Origin of the sequence: Streptomyces sp. NPDC059895, from assembly GCF_042731035.1 — a bacterium.
Classification (GTDB): Bacteria; Actinomycetota; Actinomycetes; order Streptomycetales; family Streptomycetaceae; genus Streptomyces.
Genome location: NZ_JBHWKO010000003.1, coordinates 1 through 22,545, shown reverse-complemented (window position 1 = coordinate 22,545; position 22,545 = coordinate 1). Strand labels below are relative to the sequence as shown.

The window sequence follows — 22,545 nt, the reverse complement described above, 5'->3', positions numbered from 1 at the left end:
TCAGCCGCGGCGGATCGTGATCGTCGTCCAGGCGCCGACGTGGACCCGGTCGCCGTCCTGGAGCGGTACGGGTACGAAGGGCTGGATCGGTTCCTCCGAGCCGTTGACCGTGGTGCCGTTCGTCGAGTTCTGGTCGACGACCGCCCAGTTCCCGTCCGGCTGCTGCACCAGCACCGCGTGCTGATGGGAGACGCCGGGGTCCTCCGGCGGCACCGACAGGTCGATGTCGGGGGTCTCACCGGTGGAGTGGCGGCGGCGGCCGATGGTGATCTGGTTGCCGGCGAGCGCGCGCTGCTGCTCCGGCGAGTACGCGGGCAGGTTCAGCCCCGCGGCCTCGGGGCCGGAGCGCTGCATCATCGCCATGAAGTACTCGCGGTCCGGCCCTATCGTCGCCGTCCAGGTGGCCGGCTGCTGCGGGAACGCCAGTCCGGGCGGGGGCGGCGCCTGGGTGCCACCGGGCTGCGGGTAGCCGTAGCCACCGCCCTGGGCGCCACCGGGACCGCCGGGGCCGGGACCGCCCGGGCCGCCGGGGGCGTTGTGGGACGGAGGGGAGATCACCCAGTCGTCGTCACCGCCGAAGGGTCCGCCCGGCTGCGGGCGGCCGGTCTCCTGCGGGAATCCGGGCGGGGCCTGCGGACCGGACGGCTGGAAGGCCTGCGGAGCGCCGGGCGCGGTGCCACCGGGTCCGCCGGGCGGCGGGACCGGCCGTGCGGGGTCGCCGCCGAAGCCCGAGGGTCCGGCGGGCGCACCGGGACCGCCCGGGCCGCCGGGTCCGGTGGGCTCGTGTCCGTAGGGCGACGCGGGGTGCCGTCCGGACGGCTCGCGCCGGAAGGGGTCCCCGGACGGGCCCGAGGGCTCCCGTCCGAACGGGTCCGCGGACGGCCCGGAGGCCGGACCGCGTCCGAAGGGGTCGCCGGGCGCACCCTGCGGACCACCGGCGGGACCTTCGGGACCACCCGGTTCCCGCCCGAACGGCTGCTGACCGCCCGGGGCACCGGGACCGCCCGGACCGCCCGGACCGCCCGGCTCGTGTCCGAACGGCTGTCGGCCGCCGCCGGCCGGGCCGACGGGCCGCGACGGCTCGCCGCCGAAGGGCGGGCCCGGCGGGATCGGCTCGGCGGGACGGTTCACCTGGGACGGACGGGAACTCTGGTACTCGAAGGAGTCGCTGCCACCGAACGACGGCGGCGGCTGGAACCGCGCACCCGGCCCACCCGGCCCACCCGGCCCACCCGGCCCGCCCGGACCGGCACCGGGACCGCCCGGACCGGCACCCGGACCCATGCCCGGACCACCGGGACCCATGCCCGGACCACCGGGACCCGCGCCCGGACCACCGGGACCACCGGGGCCCCCGCCCGGCCCCGAGGGCGCCGGCGTGCGCGGGGCGGCAGGGGTGTACGAGGTCGCCGTGTTGGTCAGGAAGTTCCACCGGCACTCCTCGCAGAACGGCGCACCGCCCTCACGGGGCGTACGGCACTGCGGGCAGAGCTCCGGCTCGGCGTTCGGTACGGAGGACAGGTGACGGCCGTCGGGACGGCCGCCGGGACCGCCGGGTCCGCCCGGCGGGGGCGGCGGGAAGCCGTATCCGCCACCGGCCGGGGGCGGCGGGGGCGGCGGGGGAGGGGGCGGCGGTACGGCACCGGCCATGCGGTGACCGCAGACCTCGCACCAGTCGTCGGAACCCGACTGGTGTCCGTTCGGGCAGGTCGGCATGTCGGCGCGTCCCCCTTTCCTTCCGTGTCCCACCAGGGTGCTGCGGCGGGTGCTGCTGGGTCACTTCTTTACACGAACAGTCTTTGTGGACCGGGTCTCGAGGGTCATCTCGTCGGCCTCGGCGACCTTCGCCTTCAGTCGCACAGTACCTGTCGTGGCGTCGACGACGTCCACCACCTTCGCAAGCAGTTTCGCGGTATCCGCGTTGCCCGAGACACTGGCGAGCTGAACGGCCCGGCCCAGTTTGGCCGTTGCTCCATCCATATCGCCCGCTTTGCGAAGGTCCAGCCCCTGCTGGATGACCCGTGCCAGCTCGGCCTGCCCGGTGTAGTGCGCGACCTGCGGGTTGATCGAGGTGGAGGCGGCCACGTCGTCCGTCCACACGGCCCGTACGAGGCCCTGGGCGCCCAGGTTCCGCACCGTGCCGTCGGGCTGGGGCACCACCAGCGACACCCGGGCGGCCAGCATCTCCTGCCCGAGGTGGGCGGCGGGGACCTCGACGCACACGTGGTAGTCGCGCGACTCGTCGCCCCACGAGCCGGTGGGGTAGTCGCCGGAGCGCGGGCCGGACTCGGTGCGCCGGTCGGTCAACTCCTCCACCGTGGGGGCGACTTGCTTGACGAACCTCACGGTGGTGCCGACCGGGGTCCACAGCCGCAGGGCGACGTCCGCGACCTCCTTGCCCATCGCCGTCTCCATCATCCGCGTGAAGTCGGCGGCGAGGCCGGCCGGATCGGCGACGATGTCGGCGGTACCGAGCAGGGCCGAGGCGATCCCTGTGACTTCTTTCACTTCCCAGTCGGTGCCCACGCCCCGGGCGTCACAGGTGAAACGCCCGGCGCAGGAGTCAAGGGTGGCCTTGAGGTCCTGCGGTGCCTCGTGTTCGTTGCGGCCGTCGGTGAGCAGGATGCCGTGCCGGATGGCGACGTCGGCCGAGGACAGCAGCCGGTCGGCCAGGCGCAGCCAGGTCCCGATCGCGGTGCCGCCGCTCGCGCTGAGCCGGCGCAGGGCCTGCTTGGCCTGTTCGCGGGTGGTGGCGTCGGCGACCGCGAGGCGCCCGCCGCCCGGGTAGACCTCCGTGGCCACGTGCGTGCCGCCGATCACCGCGAAGTGCACGCCGTCGCGGAGGGTGTCGACGGCGGCGGCCGTGGCGTCACGGGCGTTGCGCATCTTGGTGGGCGGGTAGTCCATCGAGCCGGAGCAGTCGACCATGACGGCCACGGCGGCGGACGGGCCCCGGCCCGGCGCGTAGAGGTGCGGTGCCGCGACGGCGCTGCCGACCGTGCCGCCGCCGGTCGCGGTGACCGTGACGATCGCGTTGACCTCGCGGCCGCCCTCGGGCAGGTACTCGTTCTGGTAGACGTCGACCGAGAACTGCGGCACGTTCGACTTCGAGAAATTGGCCATGCCTACTCACATCCCCCTAGTCCCCACGGCCGTGGGGCGATGACGGTGGACGGACCGGTCCCCTCCGGTCCGCCGCTGCTTCCCCGTGTGCGGCGTGTGCGAAGCGCTGTGCGTGGCCTCAGGCCGATCCTGCCCCCTGCGCGGGGGCGGGGAACGGCAGTACGGCCACCGTTACGTTGTCGTGCCCGCCGCCGTCGAGGGCGTGTCCGACGAGTACCCGGGCGGCGTGCAGCGGCCGTACGGCGGCGTCCGGCGGGAGTGCCTCGGCCATCTCCTGGGCCGCCTCGGCGTAGTTCCACAGTCCGTCGGTGCACACGACGACCACGCCGGGGCGGTCCGGCTTGAAGGACGCGGTGTGCGGCTCCAGTTCGTAGGCGTCGGCGCCGAGCCAGCCGGTGATCGCGTGGGCGCGGTCGTCGGCGTAGGCCTCCGCCTCGTTCATCAGGCCCGCGGCGACCATCTGGGCGGCCCAGGAGTCGTCCTCGGTGAGCCGGGCCGGAGGCGCGCCGCGGTCCGCCGGGACCCAGTAGACGCGGCTGTCGCCGACCCAGCCGACGACCAGCAGGCCGGCGGTGACGACCGCGCCGACGAGGGTGCAGGCGGGGGCGTTCTGGTGCGGGGCGTGCTCGCGGGCCGTGGCGGGTTCCTCGGCGAGGGCGTTGACCGCGTGCGAGGCGGCGACGATCGCGTCGTGCATGGCCTGCTGCGGGTGCGTGCCCTGTGGCAGGGCCGTCAGCAGCGACCGGCTCGCCGCCCGGGACGCGGCGAGGGAGGCGTCGTCCGGGCGGGTCGCGGAGGACACGCCGTCGCAGACGATCGCCACGGACGCGGGGGTGCCGTCGGGCAGCGCGGTCTGGCCGACGCCGAACGCGTCCTCGTTGCGGTGGTGGCGCAGACCGCGGTCGCTGACGGCGGCGACGGGGCCCGACTCCTGCTCCATGTGGTCGCGTTCACGCGGCTGGGCGTGCCCGCAGTTCTCGCAGTAGCCGTCGTCGTCGACCCGGCCCGCGCGGCAGGCCACGCACACCTTGCCGCTCCCGGCCACCGCCGCGGCCTCGGCGGCCACCCGGGGGTCGGGCGCCTGGAGCGGGTACTCCTCGGGCTCCGGGGGCCGGTCGAAACGGACACCGGCCGCGGGCACGCCCGGCACGGAGGGTGCCCCGGGCGCGGCGGGTGCCGCAGGTGCGGCGGGAGGCGGGAGCGGTGCGCCGGGCGAGCCGTGAGCTCCGACAGCACCGACAGCACCGACAACGCCGGAAGCGCCGGAAGTACCGGAAGCACCGGAAGCACCGGGCGCACCAGAGGCTCCCCCGTCGGATGCCCCGCCGGGTTCCGGCGCGTTCATCATGAGGGTCGGGCTGTCGTCCGGGCGGGGCGGCACGGCGGACAGGTCGTATCCGCACGCTCCGCAGAAACGGTCACCCGCGTCGAGCGGCTCCGCGCAGCTCGGGCAGGTCGGCAGGGCTGCCTGCCGGGGCATCTGGGACATCAACTACACCCACGTCCGGGGGCGGTAACGATTGGCACGTTCCACCAGGTCGATCCTCTCCTCACCGCCGGTCGCCAGCCGGGCCAGCGTGCGGTACGAGCGCTCCAGGCCGAAGCGGAGCCCCCGCTCGTCCAGGTCACTGCCGAGCAGCACCCGCCGGTGGCCGGGGCCGGCGCCCTGGCCACCGGAGAGTATCCAGTCCAGGGCACTGCCGAGCACCTCCGCGGACAACTGCTCGCGCCGCGTCGGGTCCAGACCGTACGCGTCCAGCGCCTCGACCTGCGCCGCCGCGGCGGTGAGGTCCTCCAGGAAGGGTACGTCGGCGGCGGCCGCCGTCCGCTGCCGGAGCCGGGCGCGGACGGCCGCGACCCGGGCGGCCGTGTAGTGGATGGAGGACTCCGGCACCGACTCCAGCGTCCGTACGGCGCTCGCCCGGTCGCCGGCCGCGAGCCGGACGCGGGCCAGGCCGAACGCGGCGCTCACATAGCTCGGGTCGGTCGACCACACCAGCCGGTAGTACTCGGCGGCGTTGTCCAACTGGCCCAGCACCTCGGCGCACACGCCGAGCGCCAGCTTGGGCGCGGGCTCGCCCGGGAAGGCGTCGTAGATCGCGTCGAAGGCGAGCGCGGCGATCTCGTGGTCGCCGGTGACCAGCGAGGCCAGGCCCCGGTACCACACCACCCGCCAGTCGTCGGGCCGTTCGTCCTCCAGCTCGGTCAGGGTTCTGAGGGCGGCACCGGCATCGCCGTTCTCCAGCCGGGCGCGGACCTGGCGCAGCCGGGTCTCGACGGACGGCGCCGGCGCGGCGGCCAGGGCCGTGAGCAGCTCGGCCGGGGCGGAGGCGGACAGACCGGCGAGGAACCCCGCGTTGGGGTCGCCCGCGTCGACGAGCGGGGCGGGCAGCGCGAGGGAGGCGGCGGGGGCGTCGACGGGCCGGACGAGACCGGGGGCGGCGGGAACCTGTGCGGGAAGGGTGGCGAGCGTCGGCGTGGGACGGCCCGGCGCGGGGGCGGCCGGGAGGGCCGCAGGGCCGGTGGCCGCCCGGCGTGCGGGGGCCCTCCGGGCGCCCAGCCGGGACACCTCCCCGTCCAGCCGGGGGAACAGCTCCCGGTCGGTGACCTTGACCTCCGGCCCGAACAGCGTCGACAGCGCGGGCCGCGCCCGCCCGCTCTGGAGGGAGACGACCTCGCGCAGCACGCCCGTCAGCTGCTCCGCCATCTCCTGCGCGGAGCCGAACCGGCGGGCCGGGTCGGGGTCGGTGGCCCGGACCAGCAGCCGGTAGAAGGACTCGTACCGGCGGAAGACCTCGATGGTGTCGGGGTCGGGCAGCGAGTCGACGAAGACGGTCGTGTAGCCCTGGAAGTCGAAGGTCAGGACGGCGAGGGTGCGGCCGACCGTGTACAGGTCGCTGGCGACCGACGGGCCGACGTCGGCGACCTCCGGGGCCTGGTAGCCGATCGTGCCGTAGATGGCCGACTCCTCGTCGTCCAGCCGGCGCACCGCGCCCATGTCGATCAGCTTGAGCTGGTCCTCGGTCTGGATCGCGTTGTCGACCTTGAAGTCGCAGTACAGCAGGTTGCGGCTGTGCAGGTGCCCGAGGGCCTCCAGGGCCTCGATGCCGTAGGCGCACGCCTGCTCCACGGGCAGCGGGTCCCGCCGGCCGTCCGGGGTGCGGCGGGCGTTGGCGATCTCCTTGAGGGACTTGCCGCCGACGTACTCCATGACGATGTAGCCGTCGAGCGAACCGGTGCGCTGGTCGAGGTGTTCGACGAAGTTGTAGATCCGCACGATGTTGGCGTGCTCGATCTCGGCGAGGAAGCGCCGTTCGGAGATCGCGGCGGCCATCGCGTCCTGGTCGCCGGTGTCCAGCAGGCCCTTCAGCACCACCCAGCGGTCCGACACCGCCCGGTCCACGGCCAGGTAGACCCAGCCGAGGCCGCCATGGGCCAGACAGCCCGCGACCTCGTACTGGCCGTGCACCACGTCCCCGGACTTCAGCTTCGGGACGAACGAGTACGGGTGGCCGCACTTGGTGCAGAAACCCTCCGTGCGCCCGGGCCGGTCCCCGCGCGCGCGGCCCACCGGGGCGCCGCAGTCCGAGCGCGAGCAGAACCGCTTGCGCTCGGGCACCTCGGGGTTCTCCAGGACCATCGCGCGCGGGTCGGGCCTCGGCACCTGCGGCACCGACACCAGCCCCACGCCCAGCCGGGCCCGCCCGGAGGAGCCGGCCGCCGAACCGGAGCTGCGCACCGACACCGAGCGTCCCGTCGGCCTGCCGGACAGCGACCGCGAGAGCCGTCCGGACACCGAGCGGCGCGACCTCGACGACTGCGAGGACGTACGCGAACTGCGGGCGCTGTGGGCGCTGCGCGCGCTGGGGCGCGAGCCGCCGCTGCCCGACGGGCCCGCGCCGCCGGGGGTCACCCCGGTGGGCGGCGAGCCGACCAGTCCGTTCGCGGCGACGACCGGGGCGAGACCGCAGGTGTCGCAGTACAGCTCACCGCCGCCCACGTCCTCGTACGACCCGTCGCAGCCCGGCCGCTGGCATGTCTGCCCTGCCTGACTCATGACCCCTGCTCCCCCCTGTGGTCCTCGGGTCCGCCCCGTTCCGCCGCGCGCGGGGCGGCGAGCAGTTCGGCGGCCACCCGCTGGTAGCGCAGGACGGCCTGCTCGGCGACGCGCAGGTCGCAGGGCGCGCTCCACAGCATGCGGCGGGCCGCGTCGTACCGCTCGACGAGGAACGGGTCCTCCGCCAGGCCGTGCCGGGCGACCTTCGCCTTGTACGCGTCGAGACGGCCGCGCAGCTCCGCGCGGACCGCGAGCGGCGCGGTGACCTCGGTCAACGACTCGCGGGCGCGCAGCAGTTCGTCCTCCGCCTGCTGCTCCAGCGACTCCAGCAGCGGGGACAGGCGGTGCCACTGGGCCTGCCTGCGGTACTCGGCGGCGGTCGCCAGCTGTTCCTGAAGGACGGTCGGCGGTCCGCCGACCACCGGCACCTCCGTCGCGGCGATCTTCGCCAGCACCTCGCCGCGCGCGGCCCGCGCCTCGGCCAGGGTGCGGTCGGCGCGGCTGAGCACGTCCCGCAGCCGCACCAGCCGCTTCTCCGCGTCCTGACGGACCGTCAGTACCGCGTCGATCTCCCGGCGCACGTCCTCCAGGGCGCGCGCCTCACGGTCGTAGACCGTGGTGTCGGGCCGCCCGCCGCCCGGCGCCGAACTGCCCCGCGCGCGCACCCAGAACGCCAGCGGGTCGGAGACGACCTGCTCGCGCAGCCGGGTCAGCGTGTGCGTGATGCGCTCCAGGTCGTCACCGGCCGGGTGCTCGCCCGGGCGGACGCCCACGGAGTGCGCGAGCTGCCGGGTGCGCTGGAGCTCCGCGGCCAGCAGGTCGATCCGGGCGGGCAGCGCCGACCACACCGCGTCGGCGGCGACGACCATGTCCAGCGACGAGGCGTACAGCTCGTTCATCCGGTCGACGAGCCCGGTCAGCGAGAAGCTCTGGCTGAGCCGGCCGGTGCCGTGCGGGGTGGGCGCGTTCGCGAGGGCCGCGCCGGCCACGGTGACCGACGCTCCGCGCAGCAGCTCGGTCAGTTCCACCAGGTCCTCACGGCTGGACCAGCGGCGGCGCGAGCGGATCTCCCGGGCGGCGCGCAACGCGTCGGAGTACGCGTCGAAGTACGCCCACAGCAGCGTGATCGACGCCTCCGTGTCCGCCCAGCGTTCTTCGGTGACGCCGGTGAGCCGGGCCCCCTCGAGGAGTCTGCGGCCGGCGTGGTCCTGGAGGGCGAGGAGCGAGGTCTCGATCGCCTCGTGCTCCTGGCCGAGCCGCGCCAGCGCACGGTCCACCTCGTCCCGGTCCATCACCGGCCGGGGGGGTCCCGTGACGCCCATCGATCACCTCTCGCTGCTGTGTCGGTTGTCCGCTCGGCCCGCTGCCTGTCGGTTCCTGCCCGCCGGCGGGGCCGTCAACTCGTGCGCAGGTACTGCGGTGCGGGCGGCCTCGACGTCGCCGCGTCCGCCCCCAGTGTCGCCGACAGCCACTTGTCGTACGACGCCTGCCAGCCGTTCGCCCGGTACCGCACCAGGATCTGGTTGACCCGGCGTACCAGATCGTCGGCGTCCTTCTTCATCGCCACCCCGTAGTACTCGGTCGTGAAGGGGGCGCCCTTGAGCGCCACGGTGGGGTCCTGGGCGGCCTGGCTCGCCGCCAGTGCGCCGTCGGTGACGACCGCGTCGGCCTCGCCGAGCTGCAACCGGACCAGGCAGTCGAGCTGGTTGGGGACGGTGGTGGAGATGTCGGTGGTGGCGGGCAGCCGGCCGGCCTTCCGGTCCTCGGTCAGCCGGGTGTTGGCGGTCGAACCGGTCGCCGTGCAGACCTTCTTCTTCGCCAGCGTGTCGTCGTAGCCGGTGATCGTGGAGGACTTGGGGGCGAGGACGGTCTGTCCGGTCCTGAAGTAGGGGGCGGAGAACGCGACGTCCTCGATGCGGTCGCAGGTGATGGTCATCGTGCGCACCACCATGTCGACCCGGCCCTCCTGGATCGCGGGGATGCGCTGGTTGGTCGGGATGGCCTTGAACTGCACCGCGTCGGGGTCGCCCAGGATGTCCTGCGCGATCCGCCGCACCAGGTCGATGTCGAAGCCCTCCAGGGCCGCGCCGGTGGTGTTCGGGTCGCGGTAGCCCCAGCGGTAGCTGTTCTGGTCGACACCGACGATCAGCTTGCGCTTCTCGCCCTGCCGGGCCTTGATCGCGGCGATCGTCGGACCCTCCGCGGCCGACGGCGCCAGCGTCTGCTTCTCCGGGTCCTGGCACGTGGAGTCGGCCGCCGGGGTGCCCTCGGCGACGCCCCGGCCGCCGGTGCCGGCGTCGTCGCCGTGCGACTGGGTCCACGGCAGCAGCAGGACGAAGGCCAGGGCGAGGGCGCAGACGACCGCCATCGCACCGACTCCGCCCCAGCCCTTCAGGCCGGCCCGTATCCGTCGCGCTCGTGTCGTCACGCCTTCTGCCACCGGAACGCCACCCTTCACCGGTCCGCCCCCTCTCACCGGTACTCCGACAGCCTGCGGCCGATGCCGAGGACCGCGCCCGCGGCGCCCAGGACGGCGAGGACGGCCGCGCCCGCCGGCAGGCCGCCCATCGCCGCCAGGCCGTCGCCGGCCGCCCGCCTGAACTCGTTCTGTTCGTGCTGGAGCGCGCTCGCCAGGTTGGCGTCCACGCTGTCGAAGCACTCGCCCGTGGCGCCCTTGCCGCCGATCACCAGGGCCAGCGCCTGCTCGTAGTTGCCGTTGTCGTCCTGGGCGCGGGCGGCGGTGTGGCGCTTCTTCCACTCCGCCATGTTGCTCTCGGCCCGGGTGACCGGCGTCGTGCCGTCCTGGTCGTCGGCGAGCCGCCGGGCCAGGGCGAGCCCCTCGCCGAGGGCACCCATGTCCTCGGTGAAGTCGTGGTCGTAGGCGTCGACCGTCTCCTCGCCGACCTTCACGGTCTCGGCGCCGCGCGCCACCAGGGTGAGGTTCTCGTTGCCGCGGGCCTTGAGGGAGGCGATGCGGGCGTCCTGGAGGACGTCCAGTGAGCGGACGCCGTGCTCGTAGGAGTCGTCGAGGCCCGCGCGGGCCACGGTGTGGCCGACGACCAGCCACAGCAGGACGACGGTGGCGGCCGCGGTCGCCGCGACCAGGCCGTGGTTGAGCACCCGGTGGGTCCGGCGGTAGGTGCGGTGCTGGGCCCAGGCCAGGGCGGCCAGCGCGAGGACGCCCAGCGCGATCGCCGCCCAGGGGTAGGGCGTGGCGTCCGCGTAGTCGTCCCGCAGGCGCTGGTTCTCCTTCTTGTAGAGGTCCTCGGCGGCCGGGAGCATCTCCTTCTGCATCTTCTGGTTGGCGTACCGCAGGTAGGCGCCGCCGACCGGGAAGCCCTGCCGGTTGTAGGTGCGGGCCCGTTCGACCAGGCCCTTGTACTCCGGCAGTAGCTTGTTCAGTTTCGTGACGGCCGCCGAGGAGGGGGAGCCCTGGTCGGAGTTGTTGGCGGCGGTGACGAGCCCCTCGGCGGCCGTGTCGATGTCCTTCTCGTACCGCTCGCGGGACTCGGCCGTCTCCTGCCCGCCGGCCAGGAAGCCGCTGGAGGCCGCGGTGTTGGCGTCGGCGAGGGAGCGGTAGATGTCGGCGGCGGCCGTGGTCAGCGGCTGGCTCTTGTGCAGGACGTCGTCGGCCGCGGCCGCCCGGTCGGACGTCTGCCAGGCCGTGACGGCGCCGAACGCGACGACGAGGAGGGCGAGGAGGGCGCCGATGATGCGGAGGCGGCCGGGCTCGGTCGTCGCGGCGGCCCGCACCTGGTCGACGCCCTCGGCGAACGCCGTGCGGCGCGTCGGCGGTGGTGCGGTGCTGCTCGTTGCCGGGTCTGCCACGTTCTCTGACCTCCCCCATGGTCATGGCCCGTCGCAAGTATCGCTGGCGGGAGGGGGAATGCGCACCGGCCTTCACGGGATCTCGATCGGATCACAGTCACCCCTGCTCATGAGTACGCGGTGGGAATGTGTTCGGTTCCCTGACGGGGCCGCCACGGCCGCCACGGCCGCCACGGCTGCCGAGGCTGCCGAGGCCGGGGGGCCGGGGGCCGGCGCGCGGCCCGCGCCCCTCGGGCCCGCGCGCTCACGCCGGGCCCGCGCGCTCACGCCGTGCCTGCGCGCTCACGCCGTGCCTGCGCGCTCACGTCTCGAAGAAGTCCCGTACCCTCCGGTGCGCCTCGGGCCCCGCGCCCACCCGGTCCAGCCCCAGCAGCGCCGCCCCCAGCACCGGCCGCTCCCGCACCACGCTCACCACCGCCCTCGGCGCCCGCGCCGCGAGCGACTCGCGCACCCGGTCGTCCAGTTGCCGGTGACCGGCCGTCAGGACACCTCCGCCCAGCAGCACCGGCGTCTCCTCCTCCAGCAGATCGAGGCGGGTCAGCGCCACCGCCGCCATCGTCACCACCTCCTCGGCGAGACGGTCGACGACCGCCCGCGCCACGCCGTCCCCGCCGGCCGCCGTCGCGAACAGGACGGGCGTCAGTTCGTGGCGGCGGGCGGGCGGGAGGTGTTCCAGGTGCAGGGCCTCGATCAAGGCGTACATCGTGGGCAGCCCGAAGTGGCCCGGCAGCGTCCGGGCGAGCGCCGTCGGAGCGCCGCGGCCGTCCTCCGCCCGCGCCGCGTGCCACAGCGCCTCCTCGGCCAGCCCCCAGCCGCCGCCCCAGTCGCCGGAGAGGCGGCCGAGCGCGGGGAAACGGGCGGTGCGGCCGTCGGGGCGCATGCCGACGCAGTTGATGCCGGCGCCGCAGACGACGGCCACCCCCCGGGGCTCGGCCACGCCCGCCCGCAGGATCGCGAAGGCGTCGTTGCGGACCGCGACGGCCGCCCCCCACGCGCGCGCGTGCAGCGCGGCCGCCAGCTCCTCCTCCTCGGCCGGCAGGTCGGCGTTGGCGAGACAGGCCGAGACAAGGGCCGCCGAGGAGACGCCGGCGGCCGCGTACGCGCGCGTGACGGTGTCGGCGAGGGCGTCGACCGCCGGGCCCACGCCCACGGTGGGCGGGCGGAAGCCGCCGCCGCGGGCGGTGGCGAGGACCTCCCCGCCGGCCCCGACGACCGCGACGTCCGTCTTGCTGTTGCCCGCGTCGACGGCGAGGACGCTCGCGGTCAGGCCCACGCGAGATGCTCCCGGTTGTGCGCGATCAGCAGGTCGGTGAGCGTGTCGGCGTACGTGTACTGGCCGACCAGGGGGTGGGCGAGCAGGGCCCGGAAGACGCGGTCGCGGCCACCGTGCAGCGCCGCCTCCAGGGCCAGCTCCTCGTAGGCCGTCACCTGCGCGATCAGGCCCGCGAACAGCGGGTCGGGCGGTGGGACCGGCAGCGGGACCGGACCGTTCGGGCCGACCGCCGCCTGGACCTCGATCACCGCGTCGTCCGGGAGGAAGGGCAGTGTGCCGCGGTTGGGGGCGTTCACCACCTGGTACGGGCTGCCGGACCCGGTGAGCAGCGCGGCCGCCAGGTCGACGGCCGCCTCCGAGTAGTAGGCGCCGCCGCGCCGGGCCAGCAGCGCCGGTTTCTCGTCCAGGGCCGGGTCGTCGTACATCCGCAGCAGTTCCCCCTCCATGCGGGCCACTTCCGAGGCCCGTGAGGGCTTCGTCCGCAGGTCCTGCACCACCTCGTCGTGCGCGTAGTAGTAGCGCAGGTAGTACGACGGGAGCACGCGGAGGCGGTCCAGCAGGGCGCGGGGCAGACGGAGGTCGGCGGCGAGGGCGTCGCCGTGCTCGGCGAGCAGCCGCGGCAGCACGTCCTCGCCCCGGGGGCCGTTCAGGCGCACCCCGGTCTCCCAGGTCAGGTGGTTGAGGCCCACGTGGTCGAGGTGGACCTCGCGGGGGGAGACGTCCAGCAGGCGGGCGGCGGTGCGCTGGAGGCCGATCGCCACGTTGCACAGCCCGACCGCCCGGTGGCCGGCCCGCAGCAGGGCGCGGGTGACGATGCCGACCGGGTTGGTGAAGTCGATGATCCAGGCGCGGGGGTTGGTGCGCCGGACGCGTTCGGCGATGTCCAGGACGACCGGGACGGTGCGCAACGCCTTGGCGAGGCCGCCCGCGCCGGTCGTCTCCTGGCCGACGCAGCCGCACTCCAGCGGCCAGGTCTCGTCCCGCGCGCGGGCCGCCTGGCCGCCGACGCGCAGTTGCAGCAGCACCGCGTCGGCGCCGTCGACGCCCGCCTCCAGGTCGGAGGTGGTGACGACCCGGCCCGGGTGGCCCTGCCGGGCGAGGATGCGGCGGGCCAGGCCGCCGACCGGCTCCAGGCGTTCGGCCGAGGGGTCGACGAGGACGAGCTCCTCCACCGGTAGGGCGTCCCTCAGCCTGGCGAAGCCGTCCACGAGTTCGGGCGTGTAGGTCGAGCCTCCGCCGACCACGGTGAGTTTCATGAGGATTCAACTCCCCGTGGTGCCGGGCGCGGAACCGTTCCGCTACTTGGTGGGCGCCACCGGTGTGATCGGCGTCGCGGCCTGGGCCTGCGGGGACGCCGTGTTCGCGTACACCGACGGGGCCGCGACGGCGGCCGTCGGGTCCACGTCCGGGTCGTCCTCCGGCGGAACGGTGGCGCCGCCGACGATGCGGATGTCGGCCGCGTCGAAGGCCCGCTTGACGCGCCAGCGCAGTTCGCGCTCGACCGCGAGGGACTTGCCGGGCATCGTCTTCGCGGTGACCCGCACGACCATCGAGTCCAGCAGCACGCTGTCCAGGCCGAGCACCTCGATGGGGCTCCACAGGAGCTCGTTCCAGGGCTCCTCCTTGCCCATCTTGTCGGCGACCTCGTCGAGGGTGGCCTTCACCTTGTCCAGGTCCTCGGAGGCCTTCACGGTCACGTCGACGCCGGCCGTGGCCCAGCCCTGGGAGAGGTTGCCGATCCGCTTGACCTCGCCGTTGCGGACGTACCAGATCTCGCCGTTGTCGCCGCGCAGCTTGGTCACCCGCAGCCCGACCTCGATGACCTCGCCGGTGGCGACGCCCGCGTCGATCTGGTCGCCCACGCCGTACTGGTCCTCCAGGATCATGAAGACGCCGGAGAGGAAGTCCGTGACCAGGTTCCGGGCGCCGAAACCGATCGCCACGCCCGCGACACCGGCGGACGCCAGCAGCGGGGCCAGGTTGATCTCGAACGTGCCGAGGACCATCAGCGCGCCGGTGCCGAGGATGAGGAAGCTCGCCACCGAACGCAGCACCGAGCCGATCGCCTGCGAGCGCTGCCGCCGCCGCTCGGCGTTGACCAGCAGCCCGCCCAGCGCCGTGCCGTCCACGGCCTGCACGGTGCGGTTCATCCGGTCTATGAGCTTGGTGATCGCCCGGCGCACCACCACTCTCAGCACCCCGGCGATCACCACGATCAGCAGGACGCGAAGACCGATCGCGAGCCACGTCGACCAGTTCTCCTCGACCCAGCCGGCGGCGTTCGTCGCGCTCTCCTGGGCGTCCTGGAGCGTCGGGACCGTCACCGCCGACGACTCCGAGGGGGTCGGTGACGGCGACGAACCGGCGGCCAGTAGGACGGCGGACAAGGACACAGCAGGTACCTCCACGTACGGCACTGCTCCGTACGGCGCGGCGGTCAAGGTGCTCAAGGTGTTCAAGGTCACGAAAAGGTCACCGGACGGGCAGGATGACCACACTAACGGGGCATCGTGTGTGTTTCGGCGGGATGCGCGAAGGAGAGACCGTGCTCACCCGCGCTTGAACGGGTTGTCAACCCGGGCATGGTTCCGATGTGGTCCAAAACACTCTCAGCCCGTTACCGGGACATGGTGGCGCGTTCACCAGCCAAGAGGGGAGACTGACCACAGATCGTCCCGGCGCGAGCCACGCGCCGCCGACGCCCGAGGAGGCATCCGTGCCGCATGTCCTGGTCCTGAACGCGTCGTACGAGCCGCTCGGCGTCGTACCGCTCCGCCGCGCGCTCGTCCTCGTCCTGGAGAACAAGGCTGTCTCCCTCGAGGAATCCGGCGCCTTTCTGCACAGCGCGACCGTCACAGTCCCCGCACCCAGCGTGGTCCGGCTCAAGCGATTCGTCCGGGTTCCCTATCGGGGGCCCGTTCCTCTGACCCGCCGGGCGCTGTTCGCCCGGGACGGGGGCCGGTGCATGTACTGCGGTGGCGTCGCAACCAGCGTCGACCACGTCATCCCGCGCAGCCGCGGGGGCAAGCACGTCTGGGACAACGTGGTGGCGTCCTGCCGCCGCTGCAACCACGTCAAGGCCGACCGGCACCTCGTCGAGCTCGGCTGGCGGCTGCGCCACAAACCCGCCCCGCCCACCGGTCTGGCCTGGCGCATCATCGGCACCGGCCATAGGGACCCGCGCTGGCTGCCGTACTTGCAGCCGTACGGCGCGGACGACGCCCTGGCCCGGATCGACGGCATCTCCGCCTGACGACCCGGGCTTTCGCATCCCCGTGGCCGGCACCCGGCCACGGGGCCTGGGCCCTCCGGGGCACCGCACCCCGCGGCCGTACGCCTCCCGGCCCGCCCGCCATCTCGGCCGTCCGTCATCTCGGCCCGCCCGCCATCCCGCCCGCACGGGCCGCGCCCGCATAGGCCGCGCCCGCACGGGCCACGCCCGCATAGGCCGCGCCCGCACGGGCCACGCCCGCACGGCGACGGCCCGCGGCGGCGCCGCGTCCGTGCCGTCCTCGCCGCGCCCCCAAGGGGCCGCGGCGGACCCACGCCCTGTCCGCCGGCCGGCCCGCCGCCAATGGTGCACACCCGCCTCCCCGAGCGGCGGCATGGCATGATTGCCCCACTTTGTCGTGAGTGTCGGTGTGAGAAATGGGACGAGATGCGCGTGGTCGGCTCCTCGGACGTCTGCGGGCGCGCCCACGGGGTAGGGCTGCGGTGACCCGTCAGACTCCGTACGCGACAAGGAGGCCACCGTGGCCGCATCGACCACTCCGCTGCTCCCGGCCCATTCCAAACGCCCGGCGGTGCCGACCGCCGACCTCGAGGAGACCCGCCTGTTCGTGTTCAGCGCGGAGGGAACCTGCGCCGAGGCCCCGCTGACCAGCGAGCCGCCGCTGCCCGCCGCCGAACCCCTCACCAGCGAGCCGCCGCTCGCCGCCCTGGACGCCGACGTCACGAGGCCCTAGATGACCGCACCCCGGCCGGCCGTACCCCCCGACGCGGAGCTGACCCGCCTCGCCGCCCTGCACGGCGTCGCAGTCTCCTACGAGCCCTCCCCCGGCCGTACGGTCACGGCCTCGGCCGGGGCCATCGCCCGCGCCCTGGCCGCCCTGGACGTCGACGCGGACACCCCGCGGGCCGTCCGGGCCGCGCTGGCCGCCCGGGAGCGTGAACTGGCCGGGCGGCTGCTGCCGCCGACCGTGGTGTCGTGGACCGACCGCCCGGCGGACGCCCTGACCGCCCTCCCCGACGGCACCCGCCTGCTGGTCGAGACCGAGCGGGGCGGCACCCGCGCGTCCGCCGAGGGGCTCCCGCCGGGTGTCCACCGGCTGACCGCCACCGCGCCCGACGGGCGCACCGCCCACGCCCATCTGATCGTGGCCCCGCCCCGCCTGCCGGCGCCCGAGGGCCGCACGTACGGGCTCCTCGTCCAGCTCTACTCCCTCCTGTCGGCACGTTCCTGGGGCATGGGGGACCTCGGTGACCTCGCCGAGCTGGCCGGCTGGGCCGGACGGACGGCGGGGGCCGGGTTCGTGCAGGTCAACCCGTTGCACGCGGCCGTGCCCGGCACCCCGACCGATCCCTCCCCGTACCGGCCCTCCTCGCGCCGCTTCCCCGACCCGGTGCACCTGCGGGTGGCGGACGTGCCCGAGTTCGCCCACGTCGACGCGCCGGACCGGGTGCGGGCGCTGCTGGAACGGGCCGGGCGGCTGCGGGAGACCGTGCTGGACAAGGGCGCGCTGATCGACCGGGACGCGGTGTGGGAGCTGAAGCGGGAGGCCATGGAGCTGGTCGCCGCCGTGCCGCTCGGGCCCGGCCGGCAGGCCGCCTACCGCGACTTCCTCGCCGAGGAGGGCGAGGCGCTTCAGGACCACGCCACCTGGTGCGCGCTCGCCGAGGTGCACGGCGCCGACTGGCACCGGTGGCCGGAGGGGCTGCGGGACCCCCGTTCCGCCCGGACCCTGCGGGCCCGCGACGAGCTGAGGGACCGGGTCGAGTTCTGGTCGCGCCTCGCCTGGCTCACGGACGCCCAGCTCACCGCCGCCCAGCGCGCCGCGCGCGAGGCCGGCATGCCGGTCGGGATCGTGCACGACCTCGCGGTCGGCGTGCACCCCGGGGGCGCCGACGCCTGGGCCCAGCAGGACCACTTCGCCGCCGGCATGTCGATCGGCGCGCCCCCGGACGCCTTCACCGCGCTCGGCCAGGACTGGAGCCTGCCGCCGTGGCGCCCGGACCGGCTGGCCGAGTCGGGCTACGCCCCCTTCCGACGGCTGCTGCGGGCGCTGTTCCGGTACGCCGGCGCCCTGCGCATCGACCACGTCATGGGCCTGTTCCGGCTGTGGTGGGTGCCCGAGGGCGAGCCGCCCACCGAGGGCACCTACGTCCGCTACGACGCCGAGGCCATGCTCGCCGTCCTGGTGCTGGAGGCGTCCCGGGCGGGTGCGGTGGTGATCGGCGAGGACCTGGGCACCGTGGAGCCGGGGGTGCGGGAGACGCTGCGGGAACGCGGGGTGCTCGGCACGTCCGTGCTCTGGTTCGAGCGGGACTGGGACGGCGACGGCCGCCCCCTGCCGCCCGGCCGCTGGCGCGCCGACTGCCTCGCCACCGCCACCACCCACGACCTGCCGTCCACCGCCGCCCGCCTCACCGGCGAGCACGTCGGACTCCGCGACCGGCTGGGCCTGCTCACCCGCCCCCTGGAGGAGGAACGCGCCGAGGCCGCCGCCGACACGGGGGAGTGGCTGGAACTGCTCGCCCGGCTCGGGCTCCTGCGGAACACCGGCGCGGGCGGCGACGCCTCCTCGGAGGAGGCCGGGATCCAGGCCGTCCACCGCTTCCTGCTGCGCACCCCCGCCCGCCTGATCGGCGTCTGGCTCCCCGACGGCGTCGGCGACCGCCGCCCCCAGAACCTCCCCGGCACCTGGGACCAGTACCCGAACTGGCGGCTGCCCGTGGCGGACGCGGAGGGCCGCCCGGTGACGCTGGAGGAACTGGCGGCCTCGCCGAGGGTGCGGGCGCTGCTGGACGTGCTGAGGGAGACGGACGGTGCGGCCGGGCCCCCCGGCGGGTGAGGCACCCCGCACGGCACCCCGCACGGCACCCCGCACGGCACCCCGCACGGCACCCCGCACGGCACCCCGCACGGCACTCCGTCCGGCACTCCGTCCGGCACTCCGTCCGGCACTCCGTCCGGCACCCCGTCCGCCACCCGTCCGGCACTCCGTCCGGCACTCCGTCCGGCACCCCGTCCGGCACTCCGTCCGGCACTCCGTCCGGCACCCGTCCGGCACTCCGTCCGGCACCCCGCCCCGCACTGCGGACAGCACCCTGTACGGCACCCCGAGCGCGCGGCCCTCTCGGCCGTTCGCTAACTTGGGCACCGTGGACAACAAGAACGCCCTGCGCGCCGGCGCCCTGGCCGCCGGTACGACGCTGATGATGCTGCTCATGTCGTCTCCCGCGCTCGCGCTGACCCGCGACGACGGCGACGACCCCGGCACGGGCCTGAGCGTCGTCGAGACGCTGGGTCTCTACGTGGTGGCCCCGCTGGCGCTGTTCGCGGTCATCGCCGGTCTGGTGTGGGTCCTCGACAGGTCCAAGGACCGGCACGACCCGACCAGCTCCAACATCACCGTCAAGGGCGGGAAGGCCAAGGCCGAGGCCTGACCGGCCCGGGCCTGCCGCACGGCTCGCCGTAAGGCCTGCCGCGGGGCCCGCCGCACGCTTCACCACCGAGGGCGCCGCCCCCTCGCCGTACACGCGTTCCGCCGTACGGTGACGGGGGCGGCGCCCTCGTGCGTTGCGCCGGTGACGGGCGCCGGTGCTCGGCGCCCGGTGCCGGTGTGCGGACCGGGCCGGCACCTGCTCGGGCCGGGCACACCGCGGCCGCCACCGCCAGGATCTGGTCGCGGAAGACGCGGTCGGATCGGGGAGCGTCGGCCGACGAGTGTTGACGGACGAGTGTTGACCGACGAGTGTCGGGGCGACAAGTGTGGGCACAGGGAGGCCACGATGACCGGCACCGCGCACCCGAACCCCGCTCTCCGCTCCGTGATCGTCGTCGGCGCCGGCCCCACCGGCCTTCTCCTCGCCGGGGACCTCGCCGCCGCCGGCGTCGCGGTGACCCTGCTGGAGAAGCGCCCGCACCGCATCAGCAACCTCTCCCGCGCCTTCGGTGTGCACGCCCGCACCCTGGAGCAGCTCGACGCCCGCGGTCTCGCCGACCCGCTGCTGGCCACCGGCGGAACCATCACCGGCCTGCGCCTCTTCCGCCGCCTCTCCCTCGACCTGGGGACCCTGCCGTCCCGCTTCCCGTTCCTGCTGATCACACCGCAGTACGAGGTGGAACGGCTGCTGGAGCGCAGGGCGCGTGAGGCCGGGGCCGGGTTCGCCCACGAGAGCGAGGTCGTGGGGCTGCGGCAGGACGACGACGGCGTGGACCTCGACGTGCGCGGCCCGGACGGCACGGTCGTCACCCGGCGCGCCGCCTACGTCGTCGGCACGGACGGCCACCACAGCGCCGTACGTCAGGCGCTCGGGCTGCCCTTCCCCGGCGTCTCCGTCATCAAGTCGCTGTTCCTCGCCGACGTCCGGCTCGCCCACGAGCCCGAGGAAGTGCTCACCGTCAACGGCGCGGGCGACTCCTTCGCCATGATCGCCTCCTTCGGCGACGGCTGGTACCGGGTGATGGGCTGGAACCGTCGCAACGAGGTGTCCGACGACGTTCCGATCGGCCTCGACGAGGTCAGGGAGGTCACCCGCCGCGCCCTGGGCACCGACTACGGCATGCACGACGCCCGTTGGCTCTCCCGCTTCCACAGCGACGAGCGCCAGGCGCCGCGCTACCGGGTCGGGCGGGTCTTCCTCGCCGGCGACGCCGCGCACGTCCACTCGCCGGCCGGCGGCCAGGGCATGAACACCGGACTGCAGGACGCGGCCGGTCTCGGCTGGAAGCTGGCCGCCGCCGTCCACGGCTGGGCACCCGAGGGGCTGCTGGACACCTACGAGGCCGAACGCCGCCCCGTCGGCAGGGCCGTACTGCGCAGCAGCGGCGCGCTGGTGCGGCTGGCGCGGGCGCGGGGTCCCCTGCCGCGCACCGCGCGCACCCTCGTCACCGTCTTCGCCGGCCTGTCCGGCCCGGTCCGGCGCAAGGCGCTGGCCCAGATCTCCGGCATCGGCTACCGCTACCCCGCCCCGTCCGGCGCCCACCGCCTCACCGGCACCCGCGTCCCGGACGTCGCCCTCGCCGGTGGCGGCCGCCTCTACGAGGCCCTGCGCGGCGGCCGTTTCGTCCTCGTCGCCCCCAAGGACGCCGACGACGTCCGGGCCGACGTCCGGGCCGACGTCCGCCGCGCGGACCGGCTGGACCTGGAGCACTGGGCGAGCGACCGGCGGACGGCGCTGCTGGTGCGGCCCGACGGGTACGTGGCCTGGGCGGCCGACACCGCCGACCGGCCGCAGATCGAGGCCGCGCTGACGGCGCACCTCGGTTGACGGCCCCTCACTCCGGCTGGAAAGCCCCCGCCAGGGCTACCGGTGGTCGTCCGTCGTGAGCAGCAACTCCCGCAGCAGGCCGGCCAGATGGCCGGCCTGTTCGGTGTCCAGGGCGGCGGACAGCGCCTCCGTCTGGACGGCGAGCCCCGTGCCGACCGCCTCCTCGACGAGGTCCAGTCCCTGCCCGGTGAGCGTCACCTGAAGACCCCGGCGGTCGTGCGGGTCGGGGGAGCGGCGCAGCAGCCCGGCCCGTTCCAGCTTGTCGAGACGGCCGGTCATCCCGCCGGTGGTGAGCATCAGCGTGGCCGACAGCTCACGGGGCGAGAGGGTATACGGAGCGCCGGCGCGGCGCAGGGCGGCCAGGACGTCGAACTCGCCGCGCGAGATCCCGAGCGCCGCGTAGGCGCGTTCCACGCGGTCGCCGATCGCGCGCGCGAGCCGTTGGACGCGGCCGAAGACCTCCATGGCGGTGGTGTCGAGGTCGGGCCGCTCGACCGCCCACTGCGCGACGATCGCGTCGACGGCGTCCCTGCGCTGTGCACTCATGGGGGGAGTATCCGCCGGGATTCCGGCCGCCCGCAAGAAAGTGGCTTGACGGCAAGTTGCTTAGAGCTAAGCTAATGACTGTCAAGCGACCATGCTGACGTTCGATTCGCCTCGGAGAGGGGTGCCGGCCATGAGACGGCCCGCCACCGTCCTGCTCACCGCCCTCGCCCCCCTCTCGTGGGGCACCACGTTCGCCGTCACCACCGAGTTCCTCCCGGCCGACCGCCCCCTGTTCACCGCGCTGGTCCGCGCGCTGCCGGCCGGTCTGCTGCTGCTCGCGATCGCCCGGGTCCTGCCCCGCGGCATCTGGTGGGCCAAGGCGGCGGTGCTCGGCGCCCTCAACATCGGCGCGTTCTTCCCGCTGCTCTTCCTCTCCGCCTACCGGCTGCCCGGCGGCACGGCGGCCGCCGTCGGCTCGCTCGCACCGCTCTTCGTCGTCGGCCTCTCGGCCCCGCTGCTGGGGCAGCGTCCGACCATCCGCACCCTGCTGACCGGCGTCGCGGCCGCGGGCGGCGTGAGCCTGGTCGTGCTGAAGGCGGCCGGCGGGCTCGACGCGATCGGCGTGTCGGCGGCGGTCGCCTCCACCGCCTCCATGTCGGCCGGCACCGTCCTGACGAAGAAGTGGGGCCGCCCGGAGGGGGCCGGCCCCCTCGCGCTCACCGCCTGGCAGCTCATCGCCGGCGGCCTGCTCGTCGCGCCCGTCGCCCTTCTCGTCGAGGGTGCCCCGCCCGCCCTGGACGCCCGGGCCGTCGGCGGCTACCTCTACCTGGCCCTGGCCAACACCGCCGTCGCGTACTGGCTCTGGTTCCGCGGGATCGGCCGGCTCACCGCCCCGCAGGTCACCTTCCTAGGCCCGCTCTCCCCGCTCACCGCCGCGGCCGTCGGCTGGGCCGCGCTCGGACAGTCGCTGACGGCGGTGCAGATGGCGGGCATGGCACTGGCGTTCGGCGCCACCGTGGCGGGACAGCTCGGGGGCGCCCCACGGCCGGGCGCCGGCACCGAGCCGCACGGCGCACAGCCCGCCGGAGGAGCCGGAGGAGGAGGCTTCGGCGACGCGACCCGCGCGGAACGCGTGTTCGCCGGTGCGTCCGTCGGTGTGTCCGCCGGAGTGTCCGACGGCGTGTCCGCCGGCGTGTCCGACGGCGTGTCCGCCGACGGGGCCGGTCCGCGCCCCGGTCGCACGGCCGGTGCCCGGCCCGGCCCCGGCGACGCCCGCGCCACCGGT

16 protein-coding genes and 1 pseudogene are annotated in these 22,545 nt (G+C 74.9%); 6 read left to right on the top strand and 11 right to left on the bottom strand.

Features of this window, described 5'->3' with window-relative positions:
• The 10 genes from ACFV9M_RS04060 to ACFV9M_RS04015 all read right to left on the bottom strand — a co-directional run bounded on the left by ACFV9M_RS04060 (position 1) and on the right by ACFV9M_RS04015 (position 14,674).
• A complete protein-coding gene (locus tag ACFV9M_RS04060) occupies positions 1-1,716 on the bottom strand; it encodes an FHA domain-containing protein (RefSeq protein ID WP_385068011.1) in 1,716 nt (571 codons plus the stop codon).
• Between the two features lie 60 nt (positions 1,717-1,776).
• Positions 1,777-3,123, bottom strand: coding sequence for a VWA domain-containing protein (locus ACFV9M_RS04055; RefSeq protein ID WP_385068008.1), 1,347 nt, complete (start codon positions 3,121-3,123; stop codon positions 1,777-1,779).
• A gap of 118 nt (positions 3,124-3,241) precedes the next feature.
• On the bottom strand, positions 3,242-4,612 hold the full coding sequence (locus ACFV9M_RS04050; RefSeq protein WP_385068006.1) for a PP2C family serine/threonine-protein phosphatase: 1,371 nt from the start codon (positions 4,610-4,612) through the stop codon (positions 3,242-3,244).
• A gap of 3 nt (positions 4,613-4,615) precedes the next feature.
• Positions 4,616-7,180: a tetratricopeptide repeat protein gene (locus tag ACFV9M_RS04045; RefSeq protein ID WP_385068003.1), complete on the bottom strand. Its 2,565-nt coding sequence runs from the start codon at positions 7,178-7,180 to the stop codon at positions 4,616-4,618.
• Positions 7,177-8,502 carry a hypothetical protein gene (locus ACFV9M_RS04040; protein WP_385068001.1) on the bottom strand — a complete coding sequence of 442 codons (1,326 nt, stop codon included), beginning with the start codon at positions 8,500-8,502 and terminating at the stop codon, positions 7,177-7,179. Before ACFV9M_RS04040 ends, ACFV9M_RS04045 begins: the two co-directional genes overlap by 4 nt.
• A gap of 74 nt (positions 8,503-8,576) precedes the next feature.
• Positions 8,577-9,548 (bottom strand): glutamate ABC transporter substrate-binding protein, encoded by a 972-nt coding sequence (locus ACFV9M_RS04035; protein WP_385068165.1) that lies wholly within the window; start codon positions 9,546-9,548, stop codon positions 8,577-8,579.
• Between the two features lie 104 nt (positions 9,549-9,652).
• Entirely contained in the window at positions 9,653-11,008 is a 1,356-nt protein-coding gene (locus tag ACFV9M_RS04030; RefSeq protein ID WP_385068000.1) for a hypothetical protein, read from the bottom strand.
• A gap of 301 nt (positions 11,009-11,309) precedes the next feature.
• A complete protein-coding gene (locus ACFV9M_RS04025) occupies positions 11,310-12,281 on the bottom strand; it encodes an N-acetylglucosamine kinase (protein ID WP_385067999.1) in 972 nt (323 codons plus the stop codon).
• Entirely contained in the window at positions 12,272-13,537 is a 1,266-nt protein-coding gene (locus ACFV9M_RS04020; protein WP_385067996.1) for a 6-phospho-beta-glucosidase, read from the bottom strand. Before ACFV9M_RS04020 ends, ACFV9M_RS04025 begins: the two co-directional genes overlap by 10 nt.
• A gap of 42 nt (positions 13,538-13,579) precedes the next feature.
• Positions 13,580-14,674: a mechanosensitive ion channel family protein gene (locus ACFV9M_RS04015; RefSeq protein WP_385067994.1), complete on the bottom strand. Its 1,095-nt coding sequence runs from the start codon at positions 14,672-14,674 to the stop codon at positions 13,580-13,582.
• Positions 14,675-14,997: 323 nt separating this feature from the next.
• Here ACFV9M_RS04015 and ACFV9M_RS04010 point away from each other — a divergent pair, with 323 nt between their 5' ends.
• From ACFV9M_RS04010 to ACFV9M_RS03990, 5 genes are all read left to right on the top strand, one after another.
• Complete coding sequence (locus tag ACFV9M_RS04010) at positions 14,998-15,534, top strand: HNH endonuclease (RefSeq protein ID WP_018545075.1); 537 nt, start codon at positions 14,998-15,000, stop codon at positions 15,532-15,534.
• A gap of 499 nt (positions 15,535-16,033) precedes the next feature.
• Positions 16,034-16,246, top strand: a complete 213-nt coding sequence (locus ACFV9M_RS04005) for a hypothetical protein (protein WP_385067991.1) — start codon at positions 16,034-16,036, stop codon at positions 16,244-16,246.
• The gene (malQ, locus tag ACFV9M_RS04000) at positions 16,247-18,352 is read left to right on the top strand and encodes a 4-alpha-glucanotransferase (RefSeq protein WP_385067988.1); all 2,106 of its coding nucleotides are present in this window, start codon (positions 16,247-16,249) and stop codon (positions 18,350-18,352) included.
• A gap of 310 nt (positions 18,353-18,662) precedes the next feature.
• On the top strand, positions 18,663-18,947 hold the full coding sequence (locus tag ACFV9M_RS03995) for a hypothetical protein (RefSeq protein ID WP_385067986.1): 285 nt from the start codon (positions 18,663-18,665) through the stop codon (positions 18,945-18,947).
• Between the two features lie 345 nt (positions 18,948-19,292).
• Positions 19,293-20,774, top strand: a complete 1,482-nt coding sequence (locus ACFV9M_RS03990) for an FAD-dependent monooxygenase (RefSeq protein WP_385067983.1) — start codon at positions 19,293-19,295, stop codon at positions 20,772-20,774.
• Positions 20,775-20,810: 36 nt separating this feature from the next.
• Here ACFV9M_RS03990 and ACFV9M_RS03985 read toward each other — a convergent pair whose 3' ends face one another.
• Positions 20,811-21,320 (bottom strand): MarR family winged helix-turn-helix transcriptional regulator, encoded by a 510-nt coding sequence (locus ACFV9M_RS03985; protein ID WP_385067980.1) that lies wholly within the window; start codon positions 21,318-21,320, stop codon positions 20,811-20,813.
• A 91-nt stretch (positions 21,321-21,411) separates the two neighbouring features.
• Here ACFV9M_RS03985 and ACFV9M_RS03980 point away from each other — a divergent pair.
• Positions 21,412-22,377, top strand: a pseudogene (locus ACFV9M_RS03980) (EamA family transporter); the annotation flags it as partial.
• Between the last annotated feature and the right edge of the window lie 168 nt (positions 22,378-22,545).

What these genes read in the sequence shown, in the direction of transcription:
- ACFV9M_RS04060 (WP_385068011.1), bottom strand. Translation starts at nt 1,716, where the DNA reads ATGCCGACCTGCCCGAACGGACACCAGTCGGGTTCCGACGACTGGTGC.
- ACFV9M_RS04045 (WP_385068003.1), bottom strand. Translation starts at nt 7,180, where the DNA reads ATGAGTCAGGCAGGGCAGACATGCCAGCGGCCGGGCTGCGACGGGTCG.
- ACFV9M_RS04055 (WP_385068008.1), bottom strand. Translation starts at nt 3,123, where the DNA reads ATGGCCAATTTCTCGAAGTCGAACGTGCCGCAGTTCTCGGTCGACGTC.
- ACFV9M_RS04040 (WP_385068001.1), bottom strand. Translation starts at nt 8,502, where the DNA reads ATGGGCGTCACGGGACCCCCCCGGCCGGTGATGGACCGGGACGAGGTG.
- malQ (WP_385067988.1), top strand. Translation starts at nt 16,247, where the DNA reads ATGACCGCACCCCGGCCGGCCGTACCCCCCGACGCGGAGCTGACCCGC.
- ACFV9M_RS03985 (WP_385067980.1), bottom strand. Translation starts at nt 21,320, where the DNA reads ATGAGTGCACAGCGCAGGGACGCCGTCGACGCGATCGTCGCGCAGTGG.
- ACFV9M_RS04020 (WP_385067996.1), bottom strand. Translation starts at nt 13,537, where the DNA reads ATGAAACTCACCGTGGTCGGCGGAGGCTCGACCTACACGCCCGAACTC.
- ACFV9M_RS04035 (WP_385068165.1), bottom strand. Translation starts at nt 9,548, where the DNA reads ATGGCGGTCGTCTGCGCCCTCGCCCTGGCCTTCGTCCTGCTGCTGCCG.
- ACFV9M_RS04050 (WP_385068006.1), bottom strand. Translation starts at nt 4,612, where the DNA reads ATGTCCCAGATGCCCCGGCAGGCAGCCCTGCCGACCTGCCCGAGCTGC.
- ACFV9M_RS03990 (WP_385067983.1), top strand. Translation starts at nt 19,293, where the DNA reads ATGACCGGCACCGCGCACCCGAACCCCGCTCTCCGCTCCGTGATCGTC.